The organism is Candidatus Woesearchaeota archaeon (assembly GCA_016180285.1).
Taxonomy (GTDB): domain Archaea; phylum Nanobdellota; class Nanobdellia; order Woesearchaeales; family JACPBO01; genus JACPBO01.
In genome coordinates this window covers 1-13,635 of the sequence record JACPBO010000044.1, presented here as the reverse complement: position 1 = coordinate 13,635, position 13,635 = coordinate 1, and the positions used below count along the sequence as shown (strand labels likewise).

Genomic DNA, 13,635 nt, shown 5'->3' with positions numbered 1-13,635 from the left:
GAAAATTAACTGATATAAAATGTCCTATATAACCAAAAACGCAAACCTTTTGCTTCTGGCGCTCATAATAGTCAGCGCAGTAGCGCTTGCAGCAGCATCAATCTACTTTCAAAATAATTTTGAGAAAATAAACAACGATTACAATAAAAAACTTGCCCAGCTGAATAATGTTTCAAAGCAGCTGGAGCAGGAGCAGGCAGCGCTGACAAAAATAAGGGAAGAGCTCTCATTAAAGTCAGAAAGGGAAGTGCAGTTCACAGAAAAGTATACTGAAGTAAAAGGAGAGAAGGAAACCCTTGAAGCTGAAAAGGCTAAATTGCTTCTGGAAAAGGCAAAATTAGATGCTGACCTGAAGGATACAGCAAACCAGCTGTTTGCAGCAACAACGGATATTGCAAACAAAAAAATCGAAATAACGAGCTTAAATGCTCAGATAACAACATTGACCGGCGACATCAACAGCTATAAGTCAAAGCTAAGCTCATGCAGAACTATACTTGCAGGATACACTAATTCAACTACATGCTGATTAAGGTTAAAATGCGCGGCATAGAACAGGCACTAAAGGAGGTGAAAGAGGTTTTAGTAACAATCAACGTATTTGACAGCCTGCTTTATTCCCTTATAGTCCTGCTTGGCTGTGTTTTTCTGTTTTCATTAATAAGGGTAAAATGGTATTTTGCATTAATTCCGTTTATTGCATTCTTCGCGTATGACATGAGAAAAAGAATCCAGATGGCCAGGTACAATTATGTCGAAGAGAAAGTGCCGAATTTAAAAGAGCAGCTGATAACGGTTGCAGATAACCTGGATAAGAGCAATGAGGTGGTTGATGAATTAAATAAGGAAGTTTTGAAAAAGATGAAAGAAGTGAAAAAGGCTTCTTGCGCTGTTTGTCCTGTCTTTTTTGATAATATTTGCATCTGCGCTTAATGTGCATTTTCTTGACTTCAACGCGGCTGTGCAGGATATCGGAAAAGCCCTTCCGAGATATTACGCAAGGCATGAAAAGGTTGATTTTGAGCAGAATGATTCTTCCATTTACGGCAACAAATCAGTTGCAGAGCTTGGGCAGGAAGAAATAAAGCTTCAGCTTAACCCTTTGTCATCAGACATCAATATAAACGAATTAAAGGAAGCTGAAAAAAAGAAGTTTGGCGAATCATATCCTTACGATGTCTATGCTTCCTCAGACACGACGTTCAAGGAGGACATTCCATTGAGCTACCAGAAGATTGTGAAGAATTATTTCAATAGTTTGACGCAGAAGTAATCATCATTTTCAATAAATTTAAAAAGAAAGATAACAAACAGCAATAAAAAAGGTGATAAGATGATAATAGACGATGCAAAAAAGGTGTTTGATCTTCTGTTCAAGGAAGCGAAAAAAGTGATTGTCGGCCAGGATGAAGCTCTTAAGCAGATGCTTGTTGCTTTGCTGGCAGATTCACATGCCCTGATAGAGGGCTATCCGGGACTGGCAAAAACATTGGCTGTCAAGACATTGGCTAATCTTATGGACTTAAGGTTTGCAAGGATACAGGGAACTCCTGATCTGATGCCGTCTGATATAACAGGCACATATATGATAGAAACAACAAGCTCTGGCAAAAATGCGTTTAAGTTCCAGTACGGCCCTGTATTTGCGAATGTTGTTCTTGCAGACGAGATCAACAGGGCAACGCCAAAAACACAGTCTGCTCTGCTTGAAGCAATGCAGGAAAAGCAAGTGACAGTCGGAAATGAGACATTTAAGCTCGATCTTCCTTTCTTTGTCATTGCAACTCAGAACCCAATTGAGCAAGAGGGAAGCTTGTCACTAAACGAAACAGTATTTATTAATGGGCAATTAAAAACAGGCAAGGAATTACTAAATTTAGCTCAGGACAGCTGCATTGCTGAGGATGAAAGGGGAATACGGCTTTATGATATTGATTCATGGACATTCAGCCTTAACCTTTCTGGAAAATTAGAAAAACAAAAGTGTTTGCTTTATACACTGCCGTACAATGACGAGATGATAGCCATAACAACAAAAACTGGCAAGAAGCTAAGCGTTACAAAAAATCACCCATTCTTGGTAAATGAAAACGGCATTATCGCCTGGAAAAAAGCAGAGGACTTGACAAAACAGGATTATTTAGTAAATCCTGCTAAATTGCCTGCAATTGAGCCTCAAAAGACAATATCGCATGATGAGGCAATTTCCTTAATGACGCAAAAGCCAATACTAAAAGAAATTATTTTTGACGAAGATTTCGCATTCTGGTCAGCTTTCCTGTTGTCAGACGGCTCAATTGGAGAAAAATGTGTTGAAGCAGTGCAAAAGAATTATCCAGAAGCTCTCGATAAGTTTATTGCAGTATCCAAAAAATACGGATTCAACCCTTCTGTTTCGACAAACAGAGGCTGCAGATATGCAAGAATTTATTCAAAGCCGCTTGTCGAATATTTGAAAATCCGTTTTGGAATAAGTGGCGGCAAAGACAAAGAAATTCCTTCGTGGTTCTTAAGCCTTCCAGCTGAGATGAACCGCGAATTTTTAAAAACATTCATTTCGCTGGAATCTTCGCTTAGGGATAACAGAATTGTTTTTACACAAAAAAGTGCAAAGAATGTCAGCATAATATCCTACATGCTCTTGCGTGAAGGGATGATGTCATGGATAAGACATGATGGGCGGGTCTTCAGATTAAAGATTCAAGGCAGAGACTTCATAAACTTTATCAAAAATATAGGCTGGGTTTCTGATGACAAAATTAAGAATATGGCTTTAGACAGGACCGCTAAATCCAGTTTCAGGGTTGTGCCTGTTGACAGAAAATCCATCTTAAGGCTAGTGGAATTGCTTGGGCTGAATAGTTTCCATACATTAAAAGGCCGTAAAAGCATCACATCAAGGCAGTGGTACGGCAGTTATAAAGGAATTAAAGAAGGCGAAATCGTCATGTCGGTTGATTCTTTAAAAGGATTTGTAACTGATATTAAAAACGAAATCAATATTAGAAAATCTGCTGACTTTTCCTGTCTCTTGGAGAGCAACCCGCGCAGATTTGCAGCAGGAATTGGTACGCCTATAACTGAAATTTCAGAAAATTTGAGCATATCAAAAGACCATGTGTGGAACTTATACAGCGATGGCATTTCAGCAAAGACTGTGCAGATCAAGGAATTTTTAATAGAACAACATTCTGCTGTTTTAAAAGAAGCAGAAACTTTGTTAAATTACTGTGAAACATTATTGAGCGAAGACGTATATTATGATAAAGTAAAATCAATAGAATACTCGGCTTCTGAGGGTATGGCTTTTGGGCTGACAGTGCCTGCATTGCAAAACTATGTTGCCGGCTTTGGCGGCTGCGGAATAAACCACAATACATACCCTTTGCCAGAAGCGCAGAGCGACCGTTTCCTACTTAAAATAAAAGTGAATTATCCGACTTATGACGAAGAGCTTGAAATAATCAACAAATATACGGAAGTAATGCGAGATAGGGAGCTTAAGCCGGTTATCTCGAAAAAAATGCTTTTGGAGCTTCAAAATATAACGAGGCAGGTGCCTATTGCAAATGATATTAAAAAACACATAGTGGATATTGTGGCCGAAAGCAGGAAGAAAAAAGATCTTATAGAGTACGGCGCATCTCCCCGCGCATCCATCGGCCTGGTTCTTGCTGCCAAAGCCCGCGCTCTTGTAGAGGGAAGGAAATATGTCAGCAAGGATGACGTTGCTGCAATGATGTACCCGGTCTTAAGGCACAGGATAATACTCAGTTTTGATGCAGAGCGCCAGAACCTGTCAGAAGATGATGTAATCAAGAAGCTAGTCAAATGATTGACCTCGAATTTCTTAAGCAGCTGGACCGTTTCAGCATAATTGTAAATAAAAGGATAACCTCTTCATTTTCCGGAGAGAGAAAAACCCCGTTCAGGGGCAAAGGGCTTGTTTTCAAGGATTTCACAATGTATGCTCCTGGCGAGGATATTAGGACAATTGACTGGAGAGTTTATGCCCGCACCAATAAATTATTTGTGAAGAGATATGAAGAAGAGCGCAATCTTGTTATCCACATTGTGCTTGACTTCAGCTCAAGCATGAAATTCGGGAAGCAGGTTAAGAAAGCAGAATATGCCTCAATGCTGGGCATGGGCTTTGCATATCTGGCAATGAAGAATAATGAAAAATTTGTTCTTTCAACTTTTTCTGATAAATTAGAGTTATTCAGGCCCAGGAAGGGAAGAAGGCAGCTTGCTACAATATTCAGTTACTTGTCCGAGAAAGATCCGAAAGGGCTTTCGAAATTCGAAGAGTCGCTTGCAAAATATAAAAAATTAATAACATCAAAATCGCTTGTTGTGATAATCTCTGATTTCCTGTATAATCCTGAGGAGATTAAAAACACCCTTTACAGGCTGAAGCATCATGAAATAAAGCTGATACAGGTGCTTGACCCGGTTGAAGTTGACCTGAATCTGGAAGGTGATTACAAATTAAAGGATTCTGAAACAGGGCAGCTTATGCAGACTTATATAAGCCCCTATCTCAGGAAAAGATACCAGGGGCAGTTAGGCGAGCATAATGCAAAGATCGAGCAGGCATGCAATGATGTAAGGGCAAGGTTCTTTTCTGTTTCAACAGACATGAAACTGTTTGATGCGTTCTTCAAGGTTTGTGTCGGGTAAAACAAGAAATATTAAATACTTATAAAAAATTCCTCTTATTATGGACCCTTTATTAGAGATCCAAACAGCAATAGAAAAAATACAGAACACTGATGTAGATAGAATTCTGATGCATTATGTTGATAAAAGTGAAACAGATAAAAAAATTGAAATAAGTAAAAAAGAAAATGAAGAAAAACAGTCTGAAAGAATCAATGCAATAAAACTTAAAATCCCTAAAACAAAGCCGTTTAAAACCAAAAATATAGAATATTCTTACATTGCGGAGAAAGAGAAAAACAAAAACAAGCCGAAAGCCATTTATTATTATTCTCCGAAGATCATAAAGCCTGCAGAGGCTCATTACACATTTATTCCGTCAGGTGTAACAATAAGAAGGGCGCCGCAGGCTCACCTTGGATTTGGCGTTTTGGGAAGGGCGTTTCCCGGATTGAATGTGATAGAGATCCTTGAAACATTGTACGGCTCAGATTTTGAAGAAGTCAAGTTTCACGAAGTGAAGCATGTGCAGTATCCCCATCTCTCAGAGATCGAGATCAGGCAGAAAGTAAAGTCAGAGCTGCCGTTTGAGGCAAGGTATCATTAAATCCCCCACATTGAATCTTCTTTTCTTTTGATCTCTGCGATCTCTTTCATCACCTTAAGCTCATCCTGCATAAGAAGCCTTGTCAGTGTCTTTAATTTCCTGAAATTGCCTTCCGGGATCGAGGAATAAAGAACATCGCCTTCAAACAGCTGCCTTCCGACTGTAACATTATCGAATGCCATTGCAATCTGCTTTCCTTTTTCAGCTGCTGTTACGTTTTCCTGCTCTACCTGCATGCTTCTTATCTTTGAAAGCTCTTTTCCGTCTGCTTTCATAATTGGCATGTCAACCTTTGCTTTGCCAACTAAGATTTCCACTCCGACAATTGCAGGATGGCTCTGCCTGAACACATAACCAGTTAAAACCTGTATTTTGCACGGCCTTACTAATAGATCCAATTCCCTTGTTTCCTCTTTCTTTTTTTCTTCTGCCTGCCAGTTCTCAAGCTCTTCTATCAGCCTGTAAATTATATTGCCCATAATTATTTTGGCTTTCTCGCTTTTAATGCCGGATTCTTTTTCAACATTGAAGCCGAGAATAACTGCCTGCAGAGGATCCTTCTCAAACATTGACTCTGCATCTCCGATGTCTTTTTTGTTTATATTGCCAATTGAGGCTTTTTGGACTTTTATGCCTTTTTCAACAAGCATTTTATTTAGAGCTTCCAAACTGCCAAGGCTGTCAGCTTTTATGACAACCCCTTCTTTTGATGTTTCAAGCATCACTTCCTCGACTTCTTTCTGAACTTCCTCTTTTGCTTTTTCAAGCTCCTTTCCTGCGCTTCTCAGGGGCATTCCGGCAACAACGTCTTCAATATCGGGGGCAGAGATTTTAACGCCGGTTGCAGCAAAAACTTCCTTTACAGCAAGAAACTTTGTTTTTTTGTCCCTCATTTCAGCAAGAGGCATTGGCTGCAGCAATGCCTTGACTTTGGCTATGATTGGCTTTTCCAAGCCCCCGATTACAATTGTATCACCTATGTTTAAATGCCCGTCATAGATTATTGCATCAACTGTTTTCCCCAACCCGGTTTCTTCCTTGACTTCTAAAACTGTTCCTTTTGCATCTCCGGAAGCATCAAACTTTAAATTTTCCTCTAAGAATTTCTGCGCCAATCCTGTTAGAACCATCAGCAATTCAGGAATTCCCTCTCCGCTTACTGCAGATGTCGGGATAATGGCAATCTGCTTTGTATAGTCTTCAACCCTGTCAAATCTTTCTGCATTCAGGCTGAATTTTTCATAAATCTTTGAAACAATTGCATAAAGCTTTTTGTCAAACTCTTCCCTTACTTTTTCGCTTTGCTTTGAAATGTTGGAAACAATAGTTGCACTAGTGTCAGAAGCCCAGCCGCCAATAACATCAATCTTGTTCGCAGCTATGATGAATGGCGTCTTGTACTGCCTTAGGATCTCAATTGCCTCAATAGTCTGCGGCTTAAAGCCCTCATTGATGTCAATAACAACAATAGCGATATCTGCAAGATTTCCGCCTCTTTTCCTTAAGTTTGTGAAAGCAGCATGGCCAGGAGTGTCAATAAACAATAAGCCGGGAATAGTTATCTTTAGCTTCAATGATGCAAGTAAATTGCCGCATATCTTTTTGATCACCTCAATCGGAATAATTGAAGCTCCTATTGCTTGGGTTATTCCGCCAGCCTCTCCTTTTGCAACAGCAGTGCCTCTAATTCTGTCTAAAATTGAGGTCTTTCCATGATCCACATGCCCCACTATTGTGCAAATGAGGCTTCTGATCTGCGCCATAAGAATAAGGAATAAAAGGGTTCTTTTAAAGTTTGTTGTTTTGTCTATAAAAAGGTTTTAATATTGGCTCACATTCTACGTTCATTATGAACCAAACAATCCAGGAAGGAAGAGCAAAAATATACATTAAAGAAGCTGAAAAGATCTCCAAACAAATGCCAGTCTTCTATAATCCAGTGATGAAGCTGAACAGGGACATCTCAGTTTTGCTGTTAAACACAATAGACAAAGCCAATTTCCAAATAGCAGATCCATTGGCTGGCTCCGGTATAAGGTCACTAAGATTTTTATCGGAGTTAAATGAAGATAAAATAAAAGAAATATCTGTGAATGATTATTCGAAGGATTTTATAAGGCATTTTAAAAACAATTTAAAATTAAATAAGATCAAGAATAAAAAAATAAAAATAACTAATGAAGACGCAAACCTGTTTATTTTGAATTCATCTGGATTTGATTATATTGATATTGACCCATTCGGAACGCCAAATCCTTTCCTTGATTCTGCTGCAAAAAGGCTTTCAAGAGAAGGCATATTGGCAGTTACAGCAACAGACACAGCTCCGTTATGCGGCACTTATCCGGAAGCATGCCAAAGAAAGTACTGGGCAGTTCCGTTAAGAAACGAGCTGATGCATGAAATCGGATTGAGGATATTGATCAGAAAAATACAGCTAATAGCCATGCAGTATGACAAGGCGCTGACTCCGATTTTTTCTTATTACAAAGACCATTACTTCAGGGTTTTTTTAAGGTGTGAGAAGGGAACAAAAGAGGTTGATGAAATCATAAGGCAGCACGGGATGTTTGAAAATGCCGGTCCATTATGGATTGGGCCATTATGGGATGAAAAATTAGTTGATAATATGTCCAAAAACAGCAGGGAAGAAAGCTACAGTCTGTTAAGAATCATCAAAGATGAGTCAAAAATAAATACAATCGGATTTTACAATATGTCCAAAATAGCTGAAAGAAATCGCTTGAAAACAATCCCTAAAAAGCAGGTCATAATTGAAAAGATAAAAAAGATCGGCTACAAGGCGTCAGAGACGCATTTCGATCCGGAAGGGATAAAATCAGACATGATATTAAATGAATTAATTAAAATTTTGAAATAATCATCCAATTCCTCTTCTCACATCTACAACTTCCACGCTTTCAACCTCATCAACATTCCTTAACAGGTCTTCAAGCGGGTCTGTGCTGCCTTTCTTTTCATCCATGGAGAATATTATCTTCACGGCCTTCAGCCCGAAAGCAACAGGCTCATGCTCTGCTTGGGCAATATTGCCGCCGAATTTTACAATAAGCTCTTTCGCAGATTCCTCTATTTTGCTTAAATCAGAATCAGGGCTTTCAGGCATTATTTTGATAGTTACATAGACAACTGCCATTTTAATTTGGCCCTTCAAAACCGCATTGGTCGCACTTGTATTTTGCTGAGATCTCCCTGCAATGGTAGCATCTCACTATGTCGCCTTTGCCGCAGCTGGGGCATTTGATGATAACAGAGCCTTCTTTGTTTGCAATTCTTCTCTTGCATGTCCCGCATAATAATTTTTCAGCCATCATGATTATACAAAATAAGCAAGTCATTTATAAATCTTTTTGTTTCGCTTTTTAAGGATTGGCCAAAACTGAAATTTCTGCATCTTTTTTTATATTTGTTGCAGAATAACAACACGGAAATAGAATTGAGAGTGCAATAAGCGCAAGAGCGACATTTCCGCCCCTCGTTCCATAATGATATATACGATCAATTCTTTTTTGGTATGCATCAACTGCCTCAATGTTCTTCATTTCTGCCAGCTTCTGTTCAACTTTCATGATGACATCATCCAAACGTCGGCTAGCCGTCCACTGCTGCCCCAAAACTTCATCCAGATTTTTTTGAATTGTTTCAGGAACTACATATTCTACGATGTGGCTTAATTCAAGATTCACCCCATTAAGGGAGCTTAATAATTGTTGTGCTTGATTGTATGTTCTAACAATAGGCGTAGCATTTTCATACCTATCTGTAACGGACGCTATTTTTATTAGCGAACCAACCCCACTTAAGAGACCTACCAAAACTCCTGCAAAGAAAAGCCGTTTACTTCCTGATAGGATTTTATCACTTAAGGTCCTATGGTGGTTTTTAATTTCTTTTTCCCTCTCTTCCATGTTACTTGTTGTATTTTGCTCCATTTTATTTGTCTAAGTAAAATAATACTTATAAATCTTTTGTTTTTTACCTTTCCAGAGATACAACAAAAGTATTTAAATAAAGCATTTCCCTATCCCAATGATGGGGATATTAGATTCTCTACTTAAAAGGAAAAAAGAGGCAGAAGCAATGAAAGACATAGATATGCCACCGCCGCCTCCACCGCCAGATTCATCGCCTTTTTCCATGAAATTAAAGGAAGCCCCGAAAAAGGCTGAGCTGCCTAAGCTGAAGGAGTTAAAACAGCCCTCCAAGAAATTGCAGCTGCCGAAATTTGAAGAAGAGGAAAAAAAGCTCAGGGAAGGGGAAAGGTCAGCAATAACAGCCCTGCTTGAAAAGCCAATAGATGTTAAAAAGAAAGCTTTGGATAAGAAGGAAAAAGAGCTGAAAGAAAGGGAAGACGCCTATAAGCGCGATCTGGATTACTTGGAAACTTTAAGGCGCGTGCATGATAATGAGCTGAGGGAAAGAAGGAATATTCTGAAGCAGATTGAAAATGAGATAAAAGAAAGAGAGAACGAGCTTTTAGGCAAAGAAGAGAGGCTAACATTTGAGAAGAAACAAATATCCGGTGATAAGAGGAAGTATGCAAAGCTTGACGAATTGGAAAAATCATTAAAAAAGAAAGAAGATGAAATATCAAAGCAGGAGCATCTTTTCAATCAAAGAAGCAGCGATTTTGAAAAATCAATACTTGCATCAAGAAAGGAAAACGATGAAAGAAGGAGAGAATTAGCAGAGCTTGAAAAAATAAATGCAAAGAAAGCATTAATATTGAAGCAATTCCAGGGGCAGATAGCGAAAAGCAAGGATCAGCTTCAAGTCCTTTTAACTGAGCAGAAAGAAAGATTGAAGCAGTTGGCAGGCGCATGGATGGAGAAGGAGAAAAAACTGGATGCTGTCACGCAATTTATGGGTGTTGCAGATTTCTCAGCGCAAGTCAATAAGATTGAAGAGGATATAGCAAATCTTGAGAAAAAGGATTCTGAAATCATAGCCACAGTTGGGAAGATAACTTCAGAGAGGCAGACAATAGATAAGAAGGAATTTGAAGTGAATAAAAAACTGGCATATATGGATAAGCTGCAGAAAAAGCTCGAATATGACAGATTGATGCTTGCAAAAGAAAAAGAGCAATCAAGAAGAGACAGGGAAAAGGCTGGACGCATTAAAGAACTAAAAGCAGACCTGCCTTCATTGGAAGATATGCATGAAAAGCTGAGCAAGAAGATTAATGAAGAGCAGAGAAAACTGGATCAGATAATGCTGCAGTCTGTTGTGACAAAGGAAATGCTTAAGGACAAGGAAAAAGAGCTGGATAGAAGGGAAGGCGCAATGGAAAAGGAATTCTTGCACCTTAAAAACAAAGAGCAGCGCTATTCAGATGAAGCTGAAGAGATCGAAGAGAAAGAATTTAATGAGTTTGTTGATCTGACAAAGCAGAAACTCTCTCCAAAAGGCATTAAAAGCGCTGAATATTTTGAAAGAAGGCCGAAGAAAGTAGAGGCAGAGCCTGGCAAATTTGATGCCTTGATAAAAAACTGCAGGGATGCAATTGAGTCAGGCCAGCTGATCGCAGCAAAGCAGTTCTACAGCCAGCTAAGGGATCAGTTCTACAGCATGAAGCTTGAAGAAGATGAAAGGAGAATCCTTCTGAACACAATAAGGGAGCTTTATAATGATATAAATCTGGCGATGCTTAGATAGAAATTATTTTCTCTTTCTCATCAACACTAAACTCCACATCCAGAAAATTCTCAACAACGTAAATGTTCGTCAATGTATGATTGCTGATCTTCGATGTTTTTATCTTCCCTCCAAAAAGGCCTAAAAACGGAATTAAGTTGTCTGCAAGATGCTCATCAACAGCAGCTCCTGAGCTTATCTCTTCAGCAAGCTTTTTTGCAGCTTCTTCCCCGACAATCTCTGCTTTCTTGCCCCTCTCCCCCAGGCAGTCTGCCCCGATTATTGCATTCTGGAAAACAGCCCACAGGACAATTGCGCTGCCGTCAGAATAGCTGTCGCAGTATTCTGACAGAATGTCGATGGGGCAGCCATATTTTTTAAGCAGGGATTTTGCAGCTGAGCTTTGCCTTTCAGCAACATTTGCTTTTTCCAGGCTTTTTGTTGCATTCGATATGCCTTTTATCTTTATTAATTCGCCACGCTCTGTTAGTTCGATTTTTTTATTTTCTTTTTTTAAAAAACAATAAAACTCTTCAAAATTCTTAAAATCACTCAATTTATATTTCGGCTTGATGTCAATCTCAACCACGCCTCCGCCTTTAGGATAATGGCCTCTTCTTATCAGATCAACATTGAGCTTGCTGCAGAAACCACCAACATGCGGAATAAAAACATTTCTGAAGTAATCAAAAGGCATGCTCCATGACACGTCTGTCCCGCCTTTTATTGCAAGCTTCATCTTTTTATCGGCAAACAGGCAGGGCAGCAATAAGGACTGCAATAAAAGAGTTATTGATCCGGCAGTTCCAATGTCAATCTCAATATCTTTTGCCTTTATTCTATCAGGCTCAAATTTAAGATAAGTTGAGCCAAGTTCAGCTCCTTCAGTTTTGGCATTGCATAATTGGCCTAATGACTTAATGCAGTAAAGATGCTGGGCCTTAAGGCCTGGATCCTTTCTTCCTTTCCGTATATCATGAACTTCAAAAGATTTGCCTGTTATAGCTGATAGAGCAAGGGCTGTCCTTACGATCTGGCCTCCGCCTTCAAGATAATTGCCATCAATAGCTATCATAACATAAAGGAAATGAATATCCTTTAAAAAAGTTGTTGAAAATCAAGTTAAACATTCACATAATTACTGGCAATCCTGCGGGCAAATTCCCTTTTCTTTCTCCACAGGCCCGCAGATGCCGTCGCCGCAATAAGGATGTGTCTGGTCTTTGTTTTGTTGTTTAAGTGTTTGTTTTGCATTAACTTGATTAGTGGTTTGTTCACTCTCAGAGCCTCCTTTTCTCCATTCAAATTCTGCCAGATATAGCCTGTAATCATCGCCAACATAAGCGACATAAATTTTATCGCCTGAAACCTCAATATTATTCTCACGCCAGTCAAAAGCCCTGACCCTGCTAAGAGATGCAAAATTATTTTTTACATCAAAAGCCTCAAGATACATCGAGAAATCATCTTGATGATTGTTAAGGTAGGTTATGTACAATATTCCATCTTTATATCGCGCAGAAGTAACTCGGGTATTGAATTCCCCTGCATAATTTGTAAGCTTTATAGAATTGGAAGCAGAATTTAGATCATAAGCCAACTCAAAGGCATAAATAGAAGATGCAGAATCTGGAGCAATTGGCTTCCCAATTCCAACGCCCCCAATCAGGTATAATTTTCCATCAATCTCTACAACAGTATTCTGGGACACACCATTATCCCCGATGAAGCTTGATAAATCTATAATATACCTATTTAGCTCATTAAATTCAGAGTCATATTCTATTATATTCTGGACAGGGCTAAAGTGCGACCTTCTCAAGACATAATATCTGCCATTATGAAAGAAAGGCGTAGGGTCATCGCTGGCATGTTTTCCTTTAAAGCAATTTTCACCAACCAGCTGAATCAGCTCTGGGGAAGTGACGCACCCGGAAATTGCTTCAGTCTTGATTTTTATTAGCGAAATTGCAGAATAAATCGCAATGCCGTTTTTATTGATATCGCACCTTTTCTCTTGCTCACATTTCTCAATTAAAGCAGTCTTGTTGCGCCGGGCATTCTCGAAAGCATACCAAAAATTCCCTTTATCATCCCTGGAGGTTCTTATGTCTGTGGGAAAATAACCTGCATTGTCTCCTGAAAAAAGATTAAGATAGCCTTCCTGATTAAAATTCTCATCAAGGATAACAAGGGCAAATCTTTCTCCTGTATTAAAAGCGTAATAGAACTTATCCCCTATTTTCTGGATTTCAGGCCTCCAAGACTTAAGTGGCTCGTTGGTCTTTGGAGTCACATCATAGGTATTTACCTTGACAAGAGATAATTTCTCTGAATGCAGACTCAAGTACCAAGAAAAAGCTGTAATAATTAATACAATAAAAATTGCAATTGTTACAATTGAAATTACTATTTTTTTGCCCATATTATTTTCATTCCTCTTTTATTTGCAGTCCTGCGGGCATACCTCTGGATTTGCCTTTTCAACTGGCCCGCATACCCCATCCCCGCATTTGCCTTTTGCTCCGCTTTTTGCTTCTGGCTTCTGAGCTGCTGTTTCCTGTTTTGATTCTTCTCCAAAATCATCCTTCCATGCAACATAAACAGGTTTGCCTAAATCTTTTCTGTTGAATTTGTAAGCATAGATATTATTTGCACCATCACTTATCACTTCAATATTATCCCATTCAGAGCCCTCCAGTTTTTCT

General features: G+C 39.0%; 15 protein-coding genes and 1 pseudogene. 9 read left to right on the top strand and 7 right to left on the bottom strand.

The features are described from left to right. The first annotated feature begins 19 nt into the window (after positions 1–19). The 7 genes and pseudogenes from HYU07_07480 to HYU07_07450 all read left to right on the top strand — a co-directional run bounded on the left by HYU07_07480 (position 20) and on the right by HYU07_07450 (position 5,269). Entirely contained in the window at positions 20–529 is a 510-nt protein-coding gene (locus HYU07_07480; protein ID MBI2130039.1) for a hypothetical protein, read from the top strand. 11 nt (positions 530–540) lie between these two features. Beyond that, entirely contained in the window at positions 541–933 is a 393-nt protein-coding gene (locus HYU07_07475) for a hypothetical protein (protein ID MBI2130038.1), read from the top strand. Next, complete coding sequence (locus HYU07_07470) at positions 908–1,273, top strand: hypothetical protein (protein MBI2130037.1); 366 nt, start codon at positions 908–910, stop codon at positions 1,271–1,273. The genes HYU07_07475 and HYU07_07470 overlap by 26 nt, the downstream gene beginning before the upstream one ends. A 60-nt stretch (positions 1,274–1,333) precedes the next feature. Continuing rightward, positions 1,334–1,813 (top strand): annotated as a pseudogene (locus HYU07_07465) (AAA family ATPase). 1,488 nt (positions 1,814–3,301) lie between these two features. Further along, positions 3,302–3,835: a MoxR family ATPase gene (locus HYU07_07460; GenBank protein MBI2130036.1), complete on the top strand. Its 534-nt coding sequence runs from the start codon at positions 3,302–3,304 to the stop codon at positions 3,833–3,835. Further along, complete coding sequence (locus HYU07_07455) at positions 3,832–4,683, top strand: DUF58 domain-containing protein (GenBank protein ID MBI2130035.1); 852 nt, start codon at positions 3,832–3,834, stop codon at positions 4,681–4,683. Before HYU07_07460 ends, HYU07_07455 begins: the two co-directional genes overlap by 4 nt. 40 nt (positions 4,684–4,723) lie before the next feature. Further along, positions 4,724–5,269: a hypothetical protein gene (locus tag HYU07_07450; protein ID MBI2130034.1), complete on the top strand. Its 546-nt coding sequence runs from the start codon at positions 4,724–4,726 to the stop codon at positions 5,267–5,269. Here the strand turns inward: HYU07_07450 and infB are convergent. Next, positions 5,266–7,032, bottom strand: a complete 1,767-nt coding sequence (gene infB, locus HYU07_07445) for a translation initiation factor IF-2 (protein MBI2130033.1) — start codon at positions 7,030–7,032, stop codon at positions 5,266–5,268. The two genes, HYU07_07450 and infB, sit on opposite strands and share 4 nt — an antisense overlap. An 86-nt stretch (positions 7,033–7,118) precedes the next feature. Here infB and HYU07_07440 point away from each other — a divergent pair, with 86 nt between their 5' ends. Then, positions 7,119–8,150, top strand: coding sequence for a tRNA (guanine(10)-N(2))-dimethyltransferase (locus HYU07_07440; protein ID MBI2130032.1), 1,032 nt, complete (start codon positions 7,119–7,121; stop codon positions 8,148–8,150). Here HYU07_07440 and HYU07_07435 read toward each other — a convergent pair whose 3' ends face one another. From HYU07_07435 to HYU07_07425, 3 genes are read right to left on the bottom strand one after another with little or no spacing between them, the layout of a single operon-like run. Beyond that, positions 8,151–8,426, bottom strand: coding sequence for an elongation factor 1-beta (locus HYU07_07435; GenBank protein ID MBI2130031.1), 276 nt, complete (start codon positions 8,424–8,426; stop codon positions 8,151–8,153). Between the two features lies 1 nt (position 8,427). Next, positions 8,428–8,601 carry an RNA-binding protein gene (locus HYU07_07430; protein ID MBI2130030.1) on the bottom strand — a complete coding sequence of 58 codons (174 nt, stop codon included), beginning with the start codon at positions 8,599–8,601 and terminating at the stop codon, positions 8,428–8,430. A 51-nt stretch (positions 8,602–8,652) separates the two neighbouring features. After that, positions 8,653–9,222, bottom strand: coding sequence for a hypothetical protein (locus tag HYU07_07425; GenBank protein MBI2130029.1), 570 nt, complete (start codon positions 9,220–9,222; stop codon positions 8,653–8,655). A gap of 97 nt (positions 9,223–9,319) precedes the next feature. Between HYU07_07425 and HYU07_07420 the strand changes: the two genes are divergently transcribed. Then, a complete protein-coding gene (locus HYU07_07420) occupies positions 9,320–10,948 on the top strand; it encodes a hypothetical protein (GenBank protein ID MBI2130028.1) in 1,629 nt (542 codons plus the stop codon). On the opposite strand, the gene HYU07_07415 is transcribed toward HYU07_07420, so the two are convergent. The 3 genes from HYU07_07415 to HYU07_07405 all read right to left on the bottom strand — a co-directional run. Beyond that, positions 10,941–12,002 carry an RNA 3'-terminal phosphate cyclase gene (locus tag HYU07_07415; GenBank protein MBI2130027.1) on the bottom strand — a complete coding sequence of 354 codons (1,062 nt, stop codon included), beginning with the start codon at positions 12,000–12,002 and terminating at the stop codon, positions 10,941–10,943. The genes HYU07_07420 and HYU07_07415 overlap by 8 nt on opposite strands. A gap of 63 nt (positions 12,003–12,065) precedes the next feature. Then, a complete protein-coding gene (locus tag HYU07_07410; protein ID MBI2130026.1) occupies positions 12,066–13,352 on the bottom strand; it encodes a hypothetical protein in 1,287 nt (428 codons plus the stop codon). Between the two features lie 18 nt (positions 13,353–13,370). After that, positions 13,371–13,635, bottom strand: a 265-nt coding sequence (locus tag HYU07_07405; GenBank protein MBI2130025.1) for a hypothetical protein, incomplete at its 5' end; no start/stop codon positions are given.

Bases quoted from the DNA above. Each gene is read 5' to 3' on its own strand.
- HYU07_07480 (MBI2130039.1), top strand. From the start codon at position 20: ATGTCCTATATAACCAAAAACGCAAACCTTTTGCTTCTGGCGCTCATA.
- HYU07_07475 (MBI2130038.1), top strand. From the start codon at position 541: ATGCGCGGCATAGAACAGGCACTAAAGGAGGTGAAAGAGGTTTTAGTA.
- HYU07_07460 (MBI2130036.1), top strand. From the start codon at position 3,302: ATGGCTTTTGGGCTGACAGTGCCTGCATTGCAAAACTATGTTGCCGGC.
- HYU07_07455 (MBI2130035.1), top strand. From the start codon at position 3,832: ATGATTGACCTCGAATTTCTTAAGCAGCTGGACCGTTTCAGCATAATT.
- HYU07_07450 (MBI2130034.1), top strand. From the start codon at position 4,724: ATGGACCCTTTATTAGAGATCCAAACAGCAATAGAAAAAATACAGAAC.
- infB (MBI2130033.1), bottom strand. From the start codon at position 7,032: ATGGCGCAGATCAGAAGCCTCATTTGCACAATAGTGGGGCATGTGGAT.
- HYU07_07440 (MBI2130032.1), top strand. From the start codon at position 7,119: ATGAACCAAACAATCCAGGAAGGAAGAGCAAAAATATACATTAAAGAA.
- HYU07_07435 (MBI2130031.1), bottom strand. From the start codon at position 8,426: ATGGCAGTTGTCTATGTAACTATCAAAATAATGCCTGAAAGCCCTGAT.
- HYU07_07430 (MBI2130030.1), bottom strand. From the start codon at position 8,601: ATGGCTGAAAAATTATTATGCGGGACATGCAAGAGAAGAATTGCAAAC.
- HYU07_07425 (MBI2130029.1), bottom strand. From the start codon at position 9,222: ATGGAGCAAAATACAACAAGTAACATGGAAGAGAGGGAAAAAGAAATT.
- HYU07_07420 (MBI2130028.1), top strand. From the start codon at position 9,320: ATGATGGGGATATTAGATTCTCTACTTAAAAGGAAAAAAGAGGCAGAA.
- HYU07_07415 (MBI2130027.1), bottom strand. From the start codon at position 12,002: ATGATAGCTATTGATGGCAATTATCTTGAAGGCGGAGGCCAGATCGTA.
- HYU07_07410 (MBI2130026.1), bottom strand. From the start codon at position 13,352: ATGGGCAAAAAAATAGTAATTTCAATTGTAACAATTGCAATTTTTATT.